At 68.1% G+C, this 17240-nt stretch carries 14 protein-coding genes and 1 pseudogene; 7 read left to right on the top strand and 8 right to left on the bottom strand.

The features are described 5' to 3' along the window. Positions 1-178: 178 nt before the first annotated feature. Positions 179-1636, bottom strand: coding sequence for an MFS transporter (locus tag AC5W7N_RS13230; RefSeq protein ID WP_194991898.1), 1458 nt, complete (start codon positions 1634-1636; stop codon positions 179-181). A 54-nt stretch (positions 1637-1690) separates the two neighbouring features. Between AC5W7N_RS13230 and AC5W7N_RS13225 the strand changes: the two genes are divergently transcribed. Beyond that, on the top strand, positions 1691-2437 hold the full coding sequence (locus AC5W7N_RS13225; RefSeq protein WP_495923847.1) for a TetR/AcrR family transcriptional regulator: 747 nt from the start codon (positions 1691-1693) through the stop codon (positions 2435-2437). Between the two features lie 29 nt (positions 2438-2466). Here AC5W7N_RS13225 and AC5W7N_RS13220 read toward each other — a convergent pair whose 3' ends face one another. Further along, on the bottom strand, positions 2467-3363 hold the full coding sequence (locus AC5W7N_RS13220) for a Sco1979 family transcriptional regulator (protein WP_495923845.1): 897 nt from the start codon (positions 3361-3363) through the stop codon (positions 2467-2469). 354 nt (positions 3364-3717) lie between these two features. Between AC5W7N_RS13220 and AC5W7N_RS13215 the strand changes: the two genes are divergently transcribed. The 4 genes from AC5W7N_RS13215 to AC5W7N_RS13200 all read left to right on the top strand — a co-directional run bounded on the left by AC5W7N_RS13215 (position 3718) and on the right by AC5W7N_RS13200 (position 6733). Further along, positions 3718-4548 (top strand): SAM-dependent methyltransferase, encoded by an 831-nt coding sequence (locus AC5W7N_RS13215; RefSeq protein ID WP_163810870.1) that lies wholly within the window; start codon positions 3718-3720, stop codon positions 4546-4548. 55 nt (positions 4549-4603) lie between these two features. Beyond that, positions 4604-5083, top strand: a complete 480-nt coding sequence (locus tag AC5W7N_RS13210; RefSeq protein WP_163810868.1) for a pyridoxamine 5'-phosphate oxidase family protein — start codon at positions 4604-4606, stop codon at positions 5081-5083. Between the two features lie 142 nt (positions 5084-5225). Continuing rightward, on the top strand, positions 5226-6065 hold the full coding sequence (locus AC5W7N_RS13205) for an SAM-dependent methyltransferase (RefSeq protein ID WP_194991901.1): 840 nt from the start codon (positions 5226-5228) through the stop codon (positions 6063-6065). An 86-nt stretch (positions 6066-6151) separates the two neighbouring features. After that, entirely contained in the window at positions 6152-6733 is a 582-nt protein-coding gene (locus tag AC5W7N_RS13200) for a TerD family protein (protein WP_036537046.1), read from the top strand. Positions 6734-6829: 96 nt separating this feature from the next. Here AC5W7N_RS13200 and AC5W7N_RS13195 read toward each other — a convergent pair whose 3' ends face one another. Continuing rightward, entirely contained in the window at positions 6830-7186 is a 357-nt protein-coding gene (locus AC5W7N_RS13195) for an ArsR/SmtB family transcription factor (RefSeq protein ID WP_163810863.1), read from the bottom strand. Between the two features lie 91 nt (positions 7187-7277). Between AC5W7N_RS13195 and AC5W7N_RS13190 the strand changes: the two genes are divergently transcribed. Then, positions 7278-9260, top strand: coding sequence for a heavy metal translocating P-type ATPase (locus AC5W7N_RS13190; protein WP_495923842.1), 1983 nt, complete (start codon positions 7278-7280; stop codon positions 9258-9260). Between the two features lie 29 nt (positions 9261-9289). Here AC5W7N_RS13190 and AC5W7N_RS13185 read toward each other — a convergent pair whose 3' ends face one another. The 3 genes from AC5W7N_RS13185 to AC5W7N_RS13175 all read right to left on the bottom strand — a co-directional run bounded on the left by AC5W7N_RS13185 (position 9290) and on the right by AC5W7N_RS13175 (position 12824). After that, a complete protein-coding gene (locus AC5W7N_RS13185) occupies positions 9290-11026 on the bottom strand; it encodes a BCCT family transporter (RefSeq protein ID WP_163810859.1) in 1737 nt (578 codons plus the stop codon). 224 nt (positions 11027-11250) lie between these two features. Then, a complete protein-coding gene (locus AC5W7N_RS13180; protein ID WP_194991564.1) occupies positions 11251-11748 on the bottom strand; it encodes a carboxymuconolactone decarboxylase family protein in 498 nt (165 codons plus the stop codon). After that, the gene (locus AC5W7N_RS13175) at positions 11745-12824 is read right to left on the bottom strand and encodes an NAD(P)H-dependent amine dehydrogenase family protein (protein WP_194991565.1); all 1080 of its coding nucleotides are present in this window, start codon (positions 12822-12824) and stop codon (positions 11745-11747) included. The genes AC5W7N_RS13180 and AC5W7N_RS13175 overlap by 4 nt, the downstream gene beginning before the upstream one ends. 54 nt (positions 12825-12878) lie before the next feature. Here AC5W7N_RS13175 and AC5W7N_RS13170 point away from each other — a divergent pair. Continuing rightward, positions 12879-13661 (top strand): annotated as a pseudogene (locus AC5W7N_RS13170) (fructosamine kinase family protein). Positions 13662-13752: 91 nt separating this feature from the next. On the opposite strand, the gene AC5W7N_RS13165 reads toward AC5W7N_RS13170, so the two are convergent. Together AC5W7N_RS13165 and AC5W7N_RS13160 are read right to left on the bottom strand one after the other, a co-directional pair. After that, on the bottom strand, positions 13753-15414 hold the full coding sequence (locus AC5W7N_RS13165; RefSeq protein WP_195019514.1) for an alkaline phosphatase D family protein: 1662 nt from the start codon (positions 15412-15414) through the stop codon (positions 13753-13755). A gap of 120 nt (positions 15415-15534) precedes the next feature. After that, on the bottom strand, positions 15535-17232 hold the full coding sequence (locus AC5W7N_RS13160; protein WP_195019515.1) for an alpha/beta hydrolase: 1698 nt from the start codon (positions 17230-17232) through the stop codon (positions 15535-15537). Between the last annotated feature and the right edge of the window lie 8 nt (positions 17233-17240).

The following is a 17240-nucleotide window of genomic DNA, read 5'->3' as shown; positions in this document are numbered from 1 at the left end:
CGTCGGGGACCGCAGATCCACTTTCGCAGGGGGACCGAAGGTCCCTACCGGTACGGTCCGGTCTCCGAGGATACTCCTCGCCCTGAGCGCCCGACCGCTGCGCGCGGGTGCGCGGCAGCCGAATTCGGGGCCGCAGTGGGCGGGTGCGCGGCAGCGACGGCACGCACCCGCCCAGCGTTCAGCTCTGCACCGCGACCGGCTCCGGTGCCACCGCCTGCGGTGGCCGGGCACGCAGCAGCACCAGGCCGAGCACGGCGGCCGCGACGCTGAAGCCCGCGCTGATCCACGCCCCGGTCGACATCGCCTCGGTGAAGGCCAGCTTCGCCGGTTCGGTGTAGCCGAGTTCGAAAGCGGCACCGATGGATTCGCGGGCCGGCTCCGGCGCATCGGACGGCATGTTCGCGGTGAACACCCCGGCGAGCACGCTGCCGAGCACCGCGATACTGATCGCCATACCCACCTGCTGCAAGGTGTCGTTCATGGCCGACCCGACACCCGCGTGTTCGAGCGGGATGGCGCTCATGATGGCCGCGTAGGCCGACGGTCCGGCGAGGCCACCGCCGATGCCCATGATCAGCATGCTCATCAGCACCGCGCCGTAGCCGGTGCCCGTCGCCAGCACCACGAACGCCACGCCCATCACCAGCAGACCACTCACGATGAGGGTCTTGTTGCTCAACTTCTTGCCGAGGGTGGCGCCGAGCCCGTTGCACACCGCAGCGGCCACCGCGTACGGCAGCAGCGCCAGCCCGGCCTTCATCGGCCCGTAGCCGAGCACGAATTGCAGATACTGGGTGAGCATGAACATGATCGCGCCCATACCGAAGACCATCAGCAACAAGGTCAGGCAGGTGCCGGTGAAATCGCGATTGCGGAACACCGCCAGCGGTAGCATCGGATGCTCGGACCGGCTCTCCCACACCACGAACGCGACGGCGGCCACCACGGCCAGACCGATCACCGGCAGGTTCCATTCGCGCTCGATGATCACATACACCGCCGACACCAGCGCCAGGATCGACAACAGCACCCCGACCAGGTCGACCGGACGCTGCTCCCCCGTCGTTTCCGGCATCAGCACCAGCGCGGCCACGATCGCCAGGATCGCCACCGGAATGTTGATCAGGAACACCGAACCCCACCAGTAGTGCTCGAGCAGAAGGCCGCCGAGCGTCGGGCCCGCGACGATGCCGACCATCGACACCGTCGTCCACGCGGCCATCGCCAGCCGCCGTTCGTCCTGGTCGAAGGTGGTCATCAGGATCGACAGCGTCGACGGCATCAGCAGCGACCCGCCCACGCCCATCGCCGCCCGTGCCCCGATCACCTGCCAGGGTTCGGTCGCCAGCACCGCCGCCAGCGAGGCCACCCCGAAGACGGCAAGGCCGAGAACGAGCATCCGGCGCCGCCCGAACCGGTCCGAGAGGCTGCCAGCGGTGAGCAGCAGACCGGCGAAAACCAGCACGTAGGCGTCCAGGATCCACTGCACATCCGACGGGGTGGCACCCAGCTCCCGGATCAGCGACGGAATCGCGAGGTTCAACACCGTGCCGTCGATCATCAGCACCAACAAGGACAGACAGAGAACCCCGAGGATCAACCAGCGCCGCGGGTCTCGTACAACGTTCGATTCCACTCGCACAGCGTACGAGATAATCGAACGGTGTGCGAGCGAATATAGAATGAGGCCGTGACCAAGCAGTTCGAGTCGGTGTGGAGCCGCGAACCCCGCCAGCCCAAGTCCTCGGGTCTCGGCCGTGAACAGATCGTGGAGGCCGCGCTCACCCTCCTCGATGCCGAGGGGATGGCCGCCTTGAGCATGCGCAAGCTCGGCGCTCGGCTCGGCGCGGGCGCGACCAGCCTCTACTGGTATGTGGCGAACAAGGACGAGCTGCTCGAGCTGGTCCTCGACGAGTTCTGGGGAAAGGTGCAGGTTCCGGAACCGGAGCAGACGTCATGGCGCGGGGTGGCGACCGGATTCGCCTACAGCCTGCGCGACACCATGATGAACCATTCGTGGGCCGCCGAGCTGTTGGGCCATCTACCCAGCATCGGCCCCAATTCGCTGCGGTTGACCGACCGATTGCGCCGCACCTTCGTCGGCGCGGGATTCCAGGGCAACGACGTCTATCTCGCCACCGGGACGCTGTTCTCGTTCGTTCTCGGCCAGGTGCTGCCCCTTATCGCCTGGAACAACGCCTATGGCGATGCCAGTATCGACCCGGCGGCGGTGCTGCCCGTACTGGAAGCCAACGGCGCCGACTTTCCCGATCTCATCGACGATTACCGCGACACCGTGACGACCGACCCGACCGTCGCCCGCGCGGTGGCCTTCGACTTCGGCCTGATCTCGGTGCTCGACGGGCTCGAGGCACGTCTGCGCGGCGGGGCGAGCGCCGAGCCGGCTGTCGACAACCACTCCGAGATACGCGGCTGATCCCGGGAGCCGCGCCGCCTGCGCGCCGGTCAGTCCTGCGCGGCGTACTCGGCGAGGATCTGCGACAGGAATTGCAGGCTCTCGGCCGGCGAGAGGGCCTGCACGCTGAGCTGATTCATCACCGACATGTACAGCTCGACATCGTGGCGCTTCTCCATATAGAGCGAGCTGGTCAGCTGTTCGGTGTAGACGATGTCGGGCAATTCGGGCTCGGGGAAGCGCAGGATGCTGAACGGTCCGCCGGCCGCGGAATGCCCACCGGCCGAGTACGGCAGCACCTGGATGCGCACGTTGGGCATGTCGGAGATGGTGATCAGGTGTTGGATCTGCTCGCGCAGCACCTTCATGCCGCCGACCGGTCTGCGCAGCGCGTTCTCGTCGATGACCGCCCACAGGGTCGGTGCCGCCCTGCGGTGCAGGATCTTCTGCCTGCGCATGCGGACCGCGACCCGGCGTTCGGTCTCGTCGTCGTTGCCGAGCATGATGACCGAGCGGGCGTAGTCGGCGGTCTGCAACAAGCCGGGAATGAACTGGGCCTCGTAGGTGCGGATCGTGGTGGCCGCCTGTTCGAGCCCGACGTAGGTCTCGAACCACGCGGGTAGCAGATCGCTGTAGCTCTGCCACCATCCAGGGTCGTTGGCCTTGCGCGCCATATCGAGGTAGGGCTCGCGCTTGTCGTCATCGGTGACGCCGTAGAGGGTGAGCAGATCGCGGATATCGCGTTCCTTGAACCCGGTGCGTCCCAGCTCGAGCCGGCTGATCTTGGCGTGTGATCCGCGAATGGCGTCTCCGGCCGCTTCCCTGCTGACACCGCAACTTTCCCGCAGCCGACGCAACCTGCTGCCGAGCGCGATCCGGATCACGGTCGGACCACGCTCTGCCACAAGCAGTTCCACGTTGTCGCTGTTGTCCTGGTCGTTGGTCATGGACCGCCTCTGGCCGATAGTGGTTAGACCGCGATCTGCCCGGTCACACCCACCGGTTCCACCGCGTCGGTTGCAGATCCTACTCGCTCCTATAGCGAAACCACCGGAGCCCGTTACCCGTCGGCGATCATCGTCGCGGGGGCCGGGCGCCGCGTGTGCCCGCGTTCGGCACAGACTGGTCGGTCGTCGAGTTGCACCTCGCGCCGGTGCGCGGTGACCGATCGCGTCACCAATGACCTTTATGCGTGGATGTCCCAGCGGGACAACGGCATATCTTCTTCCCGATACCGCGCGCGGCGTACGCGCGGTGCGTAGAGTCACAGTCGTGGGAGCCGATGGGAGAGGAGCCCCATGATGCCGATGGATGATGAGGATCTCGGTGGGCGTGTCGACCCTGACACGCCGAGCATTGCCCGCGTCTACGACTACGGACTGGGCGGTACGGACTGGTTCGAGGTCGATCGTAGAGTCTACGAACACTTACTGACTGTTGTGCCGAACCAGAATGCGGTCGGCGTGGCGAACCGGCGCTGGCTCGAACGGGTGGTCCGCTACCTGACCAGTCAGGTGGGCATGACGCAGATCCTGGATCTCGGCAGCGGACTACCGACGCAGAAGAACACCCACGAGATCGCTCAGGAACTGGGCGCGGAGGTCATGGTCGTCTATGTCGACAACGACCCGGTGTGCGTGCGCCGCGGCAAGGAACTGCTCGAAGCCAACGAGTACACCCATTTCCTCGATCTCGATCTCACCAAGCCCGATGAGGTCCTCGGACATCCGGCCGTGAACCAGTACCTCGACCTGAGCAAGCCGCTGCTGATGATGCAATGCGGCACTTTGCATCACGTCGACGACGATCGCGATCCGGCGGGCATCATGGCCCAGTACATCGACCGGCTCGCGCCCGGCTCCTACGTCATGATCAGCCACTTCTTCGATCCCGGCAGCGAAGACGCCGAATTGCATCAGCTGGCCCGCCGCGCCGAACGCGCCCTGCACGACGAAGGCCTCGGCACCGGCCGCTGGCGCACCCGCGAGGAACTGATGCCGTTCTTCGACGGGCTGGAACTGCTCGAACCGGGACTGGTACCGCTCGACGACTGGTGGCCCTGGGGGCCCGACGAGCGCGAGCGCGTCCCGGACGAGTACCTGATCATCGGCGGCGTCGGCCGCAAACCGTAACTCGCACATCCGTTCCACTGTTCGCATTCGATTCACACGATCACAGGAGGCCGCCATGTCAGCGGACGCCGACACCACCACCGGCAACGCACAGATCACCGAGCAGGACGTCCGGGACAAGCTCGCCGGCATACTCGCCACCACCAGCATCGACCTCGCGACATCCAAAGACGGCGTGAACTGGTGCTCGAGCGCGTTCTTCACCCACCTCGACGACGACCCGTTCCGGCTCACCCTGATCCTGGAATCGGGCGGCCGCACGCTGGAGGCCCTGCGCGCCAACCCCAATGTCGGCATCAAGGTGGTCAGCGGCGGATTCACCGACCCCTTCGCCCAGGGCCTCGGCACCGTCGAGGTGCGCGATCCCGCCGACCGGGACGAGACGTTCCAGGCGCTGGTACAAAAGGAACCGATGATCGAGCCGTTCTTCGCCACCCCGGTGGAAGCGCTGCTCGTCCATGTCGACTGGTGGCGGGTCACCCACGTCGGCGCCGGCTGGCTGCCCGGCCGACGCCTCGACCGCGTCTCGGCCTGACCCGCGGCACCGCACGTCCTCCGGGTGCACCCTCGGCGGCGAATCCCGTGCCGCCCGAATGCAACCGGACCCATTGCCGGGACGCTCAGCGGCCCCTACGCTGAGTGAGCCGTATCACAGTTATTGCAGAGAGAGGTTCTCGATGTCCCAACCCGCTCCCCAGACCGGTGTTCGCGTTCCGGTCGGCGTGGACACCACCCGAGCGAGCATCGCGCGCGTCTACGACGTGAGCCTGGGTGGCAAAGACAACTACGACGTCGACCGCGCCGCGTTCGACATGATCCTGCAAGCCGCGCCCCGCCAGCGCGACGTGTCGAAGATGAACCGGCGCTGGCTGCACCGGGTCACCCGCTATCTCGCGGGCACGGTCGGCATCGACCAATTCCTCGACATCGGCGCGGGCCTGCCGACTGTCGGCAACACGCACGAGATCGCCCAGAGCCAGAACCCGGAGGCGACCGTCGTCTACGTCGACAACGATCCGGTGTGCAACGCACACGGACGGGTACTGCTCGAACAGAACGAGTACACCCATTTCGTTCCGGCGGATCTGACGCAGCCCGAGACGTTGCTCAAAGACGAGGAGGTCACCCGGCACCTCGATCTCGAGCGGCCGCTCGGTCTCATCCTGTGCGGCATCCTGCATCACGTGGACGACGATCTCGATCCTGTCGGCATCATGCGCCAGTACATCGACGCGCTGCCCTCCGGTTCCTACGTTGCCATCACGCATTTCTGGAACCCGAACGACGGTTCCGAGCTCGCCGAGCTCGCCGTGCGCCTGCAGCGTCAGTTCACCGAGATGGGGCTCGGTTCGGGCTGGTACCGCACCAAGGAGGAGATCGCCGCCTACTTCCACGATCTCGAGCTGATCGAGCCGGGCCTGGTCGAACTCGAGCAGTGGTGGCCGATGGGCCCGGCGATCCGCGAACCGTACCCCGAGGAACGAGTGATGCTCGGCGGGGTCGGCCGCAAGCGCTGAGCCGCACGGTCACAGCGGGTTCCGCGATCATGGTCGCGGAACTCGCTGCCCTGCCTGCCGACTCGTTCGTGGGTACGCTGAGGCCCATGATCACGCTCAAGAAAGAAGACGGTGCCGCGGATCTGAGCGGCATCACCAAACTGAGTGTCGGGGTGAGCTGGGACCCGTCCGCGGGTGCCAGCGGCGGCGCGCTCGGGTGGGCTCGGCGCAAGCGCGGCGTCGACCTGGATCTGATCGCGATTCTCATGCAGGGGGCAGAACCGGTGCGATTCGCCGGCCTGGATTCGCTCGACCCGCTCGGCAATGGTGCGGTCCTGCACAGCGGTGACGAGCAGACCGGCGCCGCGTCCGGCGACGACGAGACCGTTCAGGTCACCTTCGCCGATGTGCCCGGCGGCATCGATTCGATCGTGTTCGTCGCGGCCGCGTTCAAGAAGGGCTCGTCTTTCGAGAAGGCGAACAATATCTCGTTCAAGGTCTATGACGCGACCGGCGGCGACACCCAGCAGGTCGCCGATATCTGGCCGTCGCTGTTGGGCGCCGACAATGCCAACGCGGTGGCGCGCGCGTTCCGTTCCGGTGCGAGCTGGCAGCTCGAGGTGCTCAACCGCAAGGGCAAGATCAAGCAGGGCGATAAGCAGGCGCTGCTGCGCTTCGCCATTCAGTGATCCAGGCGTGGTGGCGGCCTCCTGGTTCCGCCACCACGTACCGCGGCTGCGACAATTCGGTTGCGCCACAATCGATCCAGACTCGAGCGGTCCGGGTCAGGCCGTCTCGTCGTCGGCGATGCCGAGCCCGAGATGCTCGATGTGATAGACGGCTTCGTCCAGCAGCATCGCCACATGACTGTCGTAGAGCCGGTAGATGACGCTTCTGCCCTGCCGCGAACCGGTGACCAAACCCATGGCACGCAACAGCCGCAGCTGATGGGAAACCGCGGACTGTTCCATCTCGACGGCGTCCACCAGATCCCCCACCGAGCACGGGCCGTGCCGCAGCCTGGTCAGGATCCGTAGCCGGCTCGGTGTGGCCAAGGCCTGCAGAGTCGCTGCCACCGTTGCCGCCGAATCGGCATCCAGCTGGGCGGGCGGCGTTGTTCTGCCCTCGACTCCGTGTCCCACGAGATCACTGTACCTTGCGGGATTACATGAAGACATGTACATGTATTCCTGTAGTCCTACGCCGCGCCGATCTCGAACGGAGCACTCCCCGATGGTTTCCCCCGCCCTACTGGATCGGCGCAACGCCGCCACGTCTTCCCCGCGGCGCGCTGATCGCCGGACGGCCTGGACGCTGCCCGAGGTGCGCCGGGCCCTGGCGGCCACCGCGCTGTTCGTCGCGGGCGTCTGCGCGCAATGGGCCGGTGCACCGGATTGGCTCGTATGGTCGCTGCTGGCGGGTTGCTACGTAACCGGTGGCTGGGAGCCTGCGCTGGAAGGGTTACGTGCACTGCGTGAGCGAACCCTCGACGTGGATCTGCTCATGATCGTCGCCGCGCTCGGTGCCGCGGCGATCGGGCAGATCGTCGACGGCGGACTGCTGATCGTGATCTTCGCGACCTCCGGCGCACTGGAGGCGGTGCTGACCCACCGCACGGCCGAGGCGGTGCGCGGGCTGCTCGATCTCGCACCCGACCGCGCCACTCTCGTCGACGGCGACGACGAACGGATCGTCGACGCGCACACCCTCGTACCAGGGCAGCTGATCCTGGTGCGGCCCGGTGAACGGATCGGCGGCGACGGCGTGGTCGAATCCGGGCGCAGCGAGGTCGATCAGGCCTCGATCACCGGCGAACCGCTTCCGGTGCCGGCCGGGCCGGGAGACGAGGTCTTCGCCGGCGCCATCAACGGCACCGGCACGTTGCGGGTGCGGGTGCGGCGCGCGGCGGCCGACACGGTGATCGCGCGCATCGCGGCCATGGTGCGCGAGGCGTCCGAAACCAAGGCGGGCACCCAACTGTTCATCGAGCGGGTCGAGCAGTGGTACTCTACCGGCGTCGTGATCGCCACGCTCGCCGTGCTGTTCATTCCGCTGGCCGCGGGCTCGGCGCTCCAGCCCGCCCTGCTGCGGGCGATGACGTTCATGATCGTCGCGTCACCGTGCGCGATCGTGCTGGCGACCATGCCGCCGCTGCTGGCCGCCATGGCGAACGCGAGCCGCCACGGCGTGCTGGTGAAATCGGCGGTGGTCATGGAACGGCTCGGCACGGTGGACACCGTCGCCTTCGACAAGACCGGCACCCTGACCGAGGGCCGCCCAGAGGTCACCGCGATCCAGTCCGTCACCAGCGAACTCGACCCCGACGCGATGCTCGCCCTGGCCGCCGCCGCCGAACGCGACAGCGAACATCCCCTGGCCACCGCCATCGTCACCGCCGCAAGAGACCGCGCACTGCCGCTCGCCGACGTCACGGCATTCGATTCGCGCCCCGGCCGTGGCGTACGCGCCACCGTCGACGGCCGGGTCATCGAGGTGGGCCGCCCCGGCGACATGCTGCCGGCGTCCACCGGATCCGGCACTGCGCTGGCTACCGCGAAAGCCCTTGTCGAGGAATGGGAATCCGCCGGTGCGACCGCCGTGGTCGTCACGGTCGACGGCCACCCGGCCGGCGTGCTCGGGGTAACCGACCGGCCGCGACCGGCCGCGGCCAGGGCCGTCGCCGATCTGACCGCCCTGAGCGGTCACCCGCCGGTGCTTCTCACCGGCGACAACCCGCGTGCCGCGGCCGCGCTGGCCGCAACCCTCGGGATCGACGATGTCCGGGCCGGTGTGCTACCCGAGGAGAAGGTCGCGGCGGTGCGCGAGCTCGTCGGGGCCGGTCGCCGCGTCGCGGTCGTCGGCGACGGCGTCAACGACGCGCCCGCGCTCGCTTCCGCGCACGTCGGGATCGCCATGGGCCGCACCGGATCCGATCTGGCGGTCGAGGCCGCCGATGCCGTCGTCGTCCGCGACGACCTCGGCACCGTCGCCGCCATCGTCACGCTGTCGCGGCGGGCCCGGCGCATCGTGATCGCGAACCTGACCATCGCCGCCACCTTCATCGTGGCGCTGGTGACCTGGGATCTGGTCGGCACCCTGCCTTTGCCGCTCGGCGTCGCAGGCCACGAGGGGTCGACGGTGATCGTCGGATTGAACGGGATGCGGTTGCTGGCCGACCGCGCCTGGCGTGACGCGCTCCGGCCCGGCAACGCGTGAGACGCCGCCGGGCCGGAAGAACGCGAGAGTCAGCTGGCCGTGCGGTCTTCCGGTGAATCGTCGGGTTCCTCCGCCACCACGGCCTCGGTGACCAATTCGAATTCGCCGTCGTGGCGCTCGGTGCCCTGCACGACCGCGTCGACCACCAGCTGCACGCCGAGATCCTCGCGCTGGATGATCGGGTCGGCACGCAGATCGCGATACAGCGAGACGCACATGAAGCCCATCACCACCATGAACGGCAGCGAGACCACCGTGGTGAGCGCTTGCAGCCCGGTCAGCGCGCCGCCCAGATTCGCGGGATCGGCGATGACGAGCATGATGGCCGCCACCGCGCCGGTCGCCGAACCCCAGAAGATGACCGTGGGCCGCGAGGGTTCGATGCTGCCCTTCTCCGACAGCGTGCCCATCACGATGGAGGCCGCGTCGGCGCCGGAGACGAAGAAGATCGCCACCAGCACCATCACCAGTCCGGCGGTGAACGACGCCAGCGGATAGTGATCGAGCAGATGGAACAGCGCGAAGTTCTCGTTCACCGAACCGTCGGCCTCGGTCAGATCGTTGGTCTGGCTCTGCTGCTGGATGCCCGCGCCGCCGAAGATGACGAACCAGATCAGGCTGACCACGCTCGGCACCAGCAGCACACCGGTGACGAACTGACGGATGGTGCGGCCACGACTGATTCGCGCGATGAACATACCGACGAAGGGGGTCCAGGAAATCCACCACGCCCAGTAGAAGATGGTCCAGCTCGATAACCAGGTCTCCATCGCTTCGCCGCCGGCGACACCGGTCCGCGAGGCCATGGTCGGCAGCATGGCGATGTAGTCGCCGATGGCGGCGGGCAGGAAGTTGAGCATGACCAGCGTGGGTCCGGCGATGAACACGAATGCCGCGACCGCAAGCGCCAGCACCATATTGATGTTGGACAGCCATTGGATGCCACGATCGATGCCCGACACGGCCGAGAAGATGAAGGCGATGGTCAGACCGCAGATGATGGCGACGAGACCGACCTTGCCGATGGCGTCGATCCAGCCGTTGAACTCCATCCCGGCCCCGATCTGCAGCGCACCGAGACCCAGCGACGCCGCCGATCCGAACAGGGTCGCGAAAATGGCCATCATGTTGATCGCCTGGCCGCCGATGCCGTCGGCTCTGCGGCCGAGAATCGGGCGGAACACCGAGGAGATCAACTGCGAGCGACCGCGGCGGAAGGTGCTGTAGGCGATGGCCAGTCCGGCGACGGCGTAGATCGCCCAGGGATGCAGGGTCCAGTGGAACAGGGTGGTGGCCATGGCGATCTCGGCGGCCTCCGGGCTACCCGGTTCGGCCGTGCCCGGCGGCGGGCTCACGAAATGCGACAGCGGTTCGGCCACGCCCCAGAACATCAAGCCGATGCCCATCCCGGCGCTGAACATCATCGCGATCCAGGAGACGGTGCGGAATTCGGGTTTCTCGCCGTCGGCCCCGAGCGGGATCTTGCCGTATCTGCTTGCGGCCAGCCAGATCACATAGACCACGAAGACCGTCGCGATGAGCACGAACAGCCAGCCGGTATTGCTGATCACCCAGGTCTGCGCGTTTCCCGCCGCGGTGGCCAAGCTGGTCCGGTCGATGATGCCCCATGCCACGAACGCCAAGGACCCGATCGCCGTGACGCCGAAGACGAGACGGTCGAGTCCTGGTTTCGCCGGTGATCTGCCAGCAACCCGGTGCACCGTCGCTTCGGTGTCCCGGGAATTCCTGTCGGCGCCGATCGACATTGAATCGGAGTCCTTTCAGATCGCGAACGACCGCTGGTAGGCGGTTGTTCTCTTCCCGCAGCAACCGTACAGCGTGCACGCGGCGCCAGGACGCACAACACCTGCGTCGGCGCGGTCTGCGCAGCTCATCCGGCACGTTGCGACCCGCCGCGGCGGCCGAGCCGGTCCGTCGCGAGGGGCGAGTATTCGGTACCCCGCGCGTACCGGGAGCAAACCTCAGCGCGTCATGGTGTCGCGCTTGCGGAATGGCCGGGCAGCACGCAGACCGCGTCGAGTCCGAGGACGTGATTGAGCCGGCCGAAGGCCAGCCAGGACCCGATGCTCATACTCAGCTCGACGATCTCGGCCTGGCTGTAGCAGGCCGACATTCGGGCCCAGAACTCGTCGTCGAGGTTGTGGTGGTCGAGGGCGTAGCGTTCGGCGTACTCGGCGGCCAGCCGGGTGCGCTCGTCGAAGGCGTCGGTGTTACGCCAATCGGCGACGGCGTCGAGGAAACCGGGATCGACCTTCTGGCCGTCGCGTTCGGTGCGCCAGTCCAGGCAGAACAGACAGCCGTTGAGCTGCGCGATGCGCAATCGCGCGGCCTCGAATTCGGCCAGCCCGAGCGTGGAGTGGGAATACACCGCGAGCGAGAAATTCGATGCGGCGACCCCGATTCCCGGCACCATCTCGCCCCAGACGTAGCCGATCGGGTCCTTGCCCTCCGGAATGTCGATCCTCATGTCCGGTTCCTTCCCAGCCTGCCCACCGCCGGTCGCAGCGGGACATCGAGCGCGTCGTAGAGTCCGGGGCTCGTCTCGGTGAGCCAGTCGATCGCGCCGACGAGCCGCCCGACCGCGGTGGCATTGCCGCCTGCGGCGTAGTTGCCGTCCTCATCGGTGGCCTCGATGGTGACTTCGAGACGCGGGCGGCCTTCCACGATGACCCGGTGCGCGCCGGACCCGTTCGGCGGGACCGGCCAGTCGGGTGCGCAGCCGGGGTGGATGCGGGTGATGTGTTCGATGACGATCGCCGGCTCCCCCGCGACGATGCCCTGCACCTCGAACCGCAGCGCGCCCTGGGTGCCTGCCGCGAACTCCCCCATCGAGGCCGTGCCGATCGTGGTCTCGAGTTCGCGGCGGTCGAGGGTTTCGCGGATCTCGTCGAGTTCGACACCGAGCGCGCGCGCCATGAGCCGAATCTGACCGCCCCACACCATCGTCGGCACGCCGGGAGCCACCATGGGCGGTGCGTAATCCATCGGCTGGCCCATGCCGACCAGGTAGCGCACCGAATCGGGCTGGTCGTAGCTGGAGTAGTCGAAGATCTCCTGGCAGCGGATGCCGTCGACGACGGTGCCGAGCCCGCTCATCAGCAGCGGCAGCACATCGTTGCCCCACCCGGGATCGACCCCGGAGACGAAGAGCGAACCGCCGCCGGATTCGATCGCGGCGAGGACCTTCGCACGCTGCTCGGCGGGTGCGTTGCGGGCGTCGTAGAAGGCATAGAGGGCCGGAGTGACGACCACCGCGCCCGCGGCGACGGCGGCAACGATATCGGCCAGGGCGTCGTCGGGGCGGATGTCACCGGAGGCGGCGTACACCACCGCGCGTGGTTTCGAGGCCAGCACGGCGGCGACATCGGTGGTGGCGGCGACGCCGAGTTCCTGGTCGAGACCGGCCAGGTCCCCCGCGTCCCGGCCGGCCTTGGCCGGGTTGTGCACGATGACGTCGGCGAGTTCCAGCCCGGGATGCGCCGCGACGGCGCGGATGGCCGCGCGGCCGACGTTTCCGGTGCCCCACACCGCTGTGGAGATCATCGGCCGAGTCTAGCAAGCGCTTGGTTGTCAGGAGGGCGTTTCCGGGCTCGCGGTATGCGGTCGTACGGTGGCGGCGTGACCACCTTTCGAAAGGCCGATACCGGGAAGCATCCGGACTTCTATCCGGCCGAGGCGGCGGGGCTGCGCTGGCTCGAGGCCGCGGGAGCGCCGGTGGTCCAGGTGCTCTCGGTGGACAGCGGGCATATCGAGATGGCGCGGCTGCCGCACGGGCGGGCATCGGCGGACTGTGCCCACCGCCTCGGCGAGGCACTGGCGCGGATGCATGACGCGGGCACCGACGGTGCTGGATTCGGTTGTCCGCCCGCTGGTTTCACCGGGCAGATCTTCATCGGCAAGCGGCCGATGAGCAGCGTCGAACACGACCGGTGGGGCGAGTTCTACGCCACCGAACGGGTAGTGCCGTTCCTGGCCATCGCCTATGACGCGGGCCATGTGGACCGCACCCAGCGCACCGTCATCTAGCGGGCCTGCGCCGTGGTGGCCGATGGACGCTTCGACGACGGCGACTCCCCCGCGCGGATCCACGGCGATCTGTGGAACGGCAATGTCGTGTGGACCGGCGAGCGGGCCGTGCTGATCGATCCGGCCGCGCACGGCGGGCACCGGGAAACCGATCTGGCGATGCTGGCGCTGTTCGGTTGCCCCTACCTGGAGCAGCTCATCGAGGGATACCAGTCGCGGCATCGGTTGGCCGATGGATGGCAGGCACGGGTGCCGCTGCATCAATTGCATCCGCTGGCCGTCCATGCGGCCGGGTACGGGCCCGGTTATGGACAGGCATTGCATGAGGCGGCGGTGGAAACCCTTCGGCTCTGAGCGCGATCCCTCGCCGAGCATGTGCCGCGCCGGCGCCCGGCACCGGCCGACAGCGGCCGACCGCCCTGCTGGGCTATCGACACCGCCGGGTTCATCGGTTGTCATCCGAGTCGACCGGTGGTGCGGCGGCATGCTCGATCCGATCCGCCCGCACGACGGTGTCGGGCCGTTCCCACCGCGACGCCTCCAGTACGCCGGGCATACCATCCTCGACCACGAAACTCGCCCTGGTGTGGATGGGTGCGCCGGGCCGTTCGACATAGGGCACCACGCGGAAGTCGGTGCGCCACAGCCGCTCATCCACCTCCACCCGGACATAGCCGCGTTGGCTGTTGTAGAACTTCAGGTCGGGATTGGCCGCCAGCAGCTCGCGGCCGCGGCCGGGCAGGTCGACACCGTCGCCACCGCTGGAGATCGAGGTTCCGGTGAATTCGGCGGCCACCACCGCGGATTCGGCATCGCCGGGATCGCGGCGCAGCTCGGCGGCGTAGTTCTCGTGCCGGTCGCCGGTGAGCACCACCAGGTTGCGCACCGAGCGGTCGGCGGCGGCACCGAGTATCGCCGCGCGTTCGCTCGCGTAGCCGTCCCATGCGTCGGTGGAGATCGCCGTCCGCGGGCCGGGATCGTGGTCGGTACGGCCCATCACCACCTGATTGCCGAGAATCTGCCAGCGTGCGGGCGAGTGCGCGAAGCCGTTGAGCAGCCACTGTCGTTGTGCGCCACCGAGAATGGTGCGGTCGACACCGGTGGCCGAGGCGCATTCGCTGACGATCTCGCCGCCGCAGGCCTGCCGGGTGCGGTATTGGCGTGTGTCGAGCAGCGTGATCTCGGCGAGGTCGCCGAAGCGGTAGCGCCGGTGCAGGCGCATATTCGGACCCGACGGTAGCTGCGCCAACCGTAGCGGCTGATGTTCGTACATCGCCTGGAAAGCCGCCGCGCGACGGCGCAGGAATACCGTCCGCAGTGCGTCGAGGTCGATCGTCGACGCGGCGGCGTCGGCGGCCCAATCGTCGTCGACCTCATGATCGTCCATGGTGACCAGCCACGGGAAGGCCGCATGGGCGCGGCGCAGCGGCTCATCGGATTTGAACCATGCGTAATGCAAGCGGTAGCCGGCCAGATCGCGGGCCTCGTGCCGCAGCGGTGAGGGCACCCGGATGCCGCGCCGGCGGCCCGTCAGCGGATATTCGTAGATGTAATCGCCCAGATGCACCACCAGATCGAGGTCCTCATCGGCCAGATGCCGGTAAGCGGTGTAGTGGCCGTCGTTCCAGGCCTGACAGGAGGCGTAGGCGAAACGCAGCCGCGACCCCGTCCCCGGGCGGGGCGCGGTGCGGGTGCGGCCCACCGGTGACAGCGCCGACCCCGCGCGGAAGCGGTAGTAGTACCCGCGCTGCGGTTCCAGACCGCCGATCTCGGGGTGCACACTGTGCCCGAGCGCGCGATCGGCCACCACCGAGCCGCGCCGCACCACCTTCCGGAAGTGCTCGTCGTCGGCGATTTCGTAGTCGACGGTCACCGGATGCGCCGGCATGCCGCCGAGCCCGTCGGCGGCGAATGGATCCGGTGCCAGCCGAGTCCACAGCACCACCCCGTCCGAGGTCGGCTCGCCGGAGGCGACGCCGAGAGTGAAGGGGTCACCGGTCCAGCGTGGGGCCCGGAACCGGGCGCCGGAGACCGCGCAACTTCCCGCCAGCGCGGCGGCCGAGGCCACGCCACCGAACCGCAACAGCTGCCGACGCGACAGGCCCATGGTTCATGGTGGGGGCGCCAGATCGACAGCCACTCACCCGTGCGGTGAAGCCGGCGATGACATCGGGCGAACATTCGTCGTCGAGGCGTTCGCCGGCGAGCATCGATATCGGAGCGGTCGTCAGTTGGCGCCGGTCAGCACCGCGCGCAGGCGTTCGGTGTCGGCCGGTGTCCAGCCCGGCGGTGGCAGGATCGCGGCCCACGAGTCGGCGATGGCGGCGTGGAAGGTGTGGCCGTACCCGTCGGGCACGTTGGTGGAGACCGCCATATCGGCCGACACCTGGAGGAAGGTGAGGATCGGGATCCAGCGGGTGCTGTCGAGGACGTCGTCGGCCCGGGGTTCACGGAGCCAGTCCGGTTCGTGCAGGGCAAGCCCCGGCGTCCACCAGGTGATGGGGTCGGAGCCGTGCTGCAGGTACACCACTCGCGGCCCCGGCCAGTCCGGGGTGGGTCGTTCCAGGTCATCGGGCCCGGCTACGAACCGCACCGCGCGGCCGTCCTGGAAGATCGGCAGCACCTGCGGCGTGCCGGGATCGCGGCGCGCGGTCAGGTCTGCCCAGATGACGTTGTCGAACGTCGGACCGACGAACAGCGCGCCGTCGGTGCGCGAGGTCAGATCCTGGATGCCGGAGAACGCCGCTTCACCGCCGAAGGAGCCGAGGCTCTCGCCGAACACCACCAGCTTCGGTCGATCGTCCTCCGGCATGGCCGACCACCGGGCGTAGACCGCCTCGAACAGCGCCTGCCCGGCCTGCCGCGCCCGCTCCTGATCCACCAGGAACGACAGCCAGCTCGGCAGATACGAGTACTGCATGCTCACCAGCGCGGTGTCGCCGTTGTACAGATATTCGAGCGCCGAGGCGGTGGACGGATTGAGCCAGCCGGTGCCGGTGGTGGTGGCGACACCGATGACGGCGCGGTCGAAGCCGCCGGCGCGATCGAGTTCGGCCACGGCCAATTCCGCCTCGGCCCGCACGGTGTCGGCCGAGGCGAGCCCGGTGTAGGCCCGGATGGGCATCATCGCCGGACGGCCGTTGAACTCCGAGAGCTGCCCGACCGTCGGCCCGTTCCCGACGAAGATGCGGCCCTGCCTGCCCAGGGAATCCCAGGTCACCAGCGAGCCCGGGCCGCCGGAGCGCTCTGGCACGGTGGTCGCCGGGTTGTCGGCGTCGGTCTCCTGGTTGACGGCGGCGAAGGTGTTGTTGAGCACCGACATCGCGCCGTTGGCGACCACGCCGTCGAGTACGGCCACCAGGGCGAGGGCCACCAGCACGCCGCCTGCCACGACCGCGACGCGGGCGGGCAGCACCGTGGTCAGCAGTCGCGCCACCCATGTCGTCACCGCGATCAGCCCGCGCACCACCGCCACCAGGAGAGCGAACACCACCACCGCGACCACCAGGATGATCGGATACGACCAGAACGACAGCCCGGAAACGCCCATGAGGCTACGCAATTCGTGCTGCCAGCCCGCGAACCAGATCAGCATGAGCACCGTGCCCACCACGGCGATGCCCGCCAGCATCCACCAGGTCACCGCCCGGGTGGGACGCGGTTGCTCACGATGCACCATCCAGCGAATGATCGCCGCCACCAGCACGCCGAGCCCGTAGCCGACAGCGGCGCCTGCCCCGGTGACCACACCCTGGAACAGCGCGTCGCGCGGCAGCAGCGAGGGTGTCAGCGACAGCCAGATCAGAACCAGCGCACCCACCAGGCCACCGAACTCGAGCCGTAGCCACCCACGCCGTTTCTCCGGCCCTTGCGGCTGCTCGGAGTCCGCCGTGTCCTGCGTCGCCGGGGTCGTTGTCGTCGCCACTGCGCACC

This window comes from Nocardia sp. CDC519, assembly GCF_059509835.1.
The sequence above is the reverse complement of the archived record's forward strand: the minus strand, read 5'-3'. Positions and strand labels throughout refer to the sequence as shown.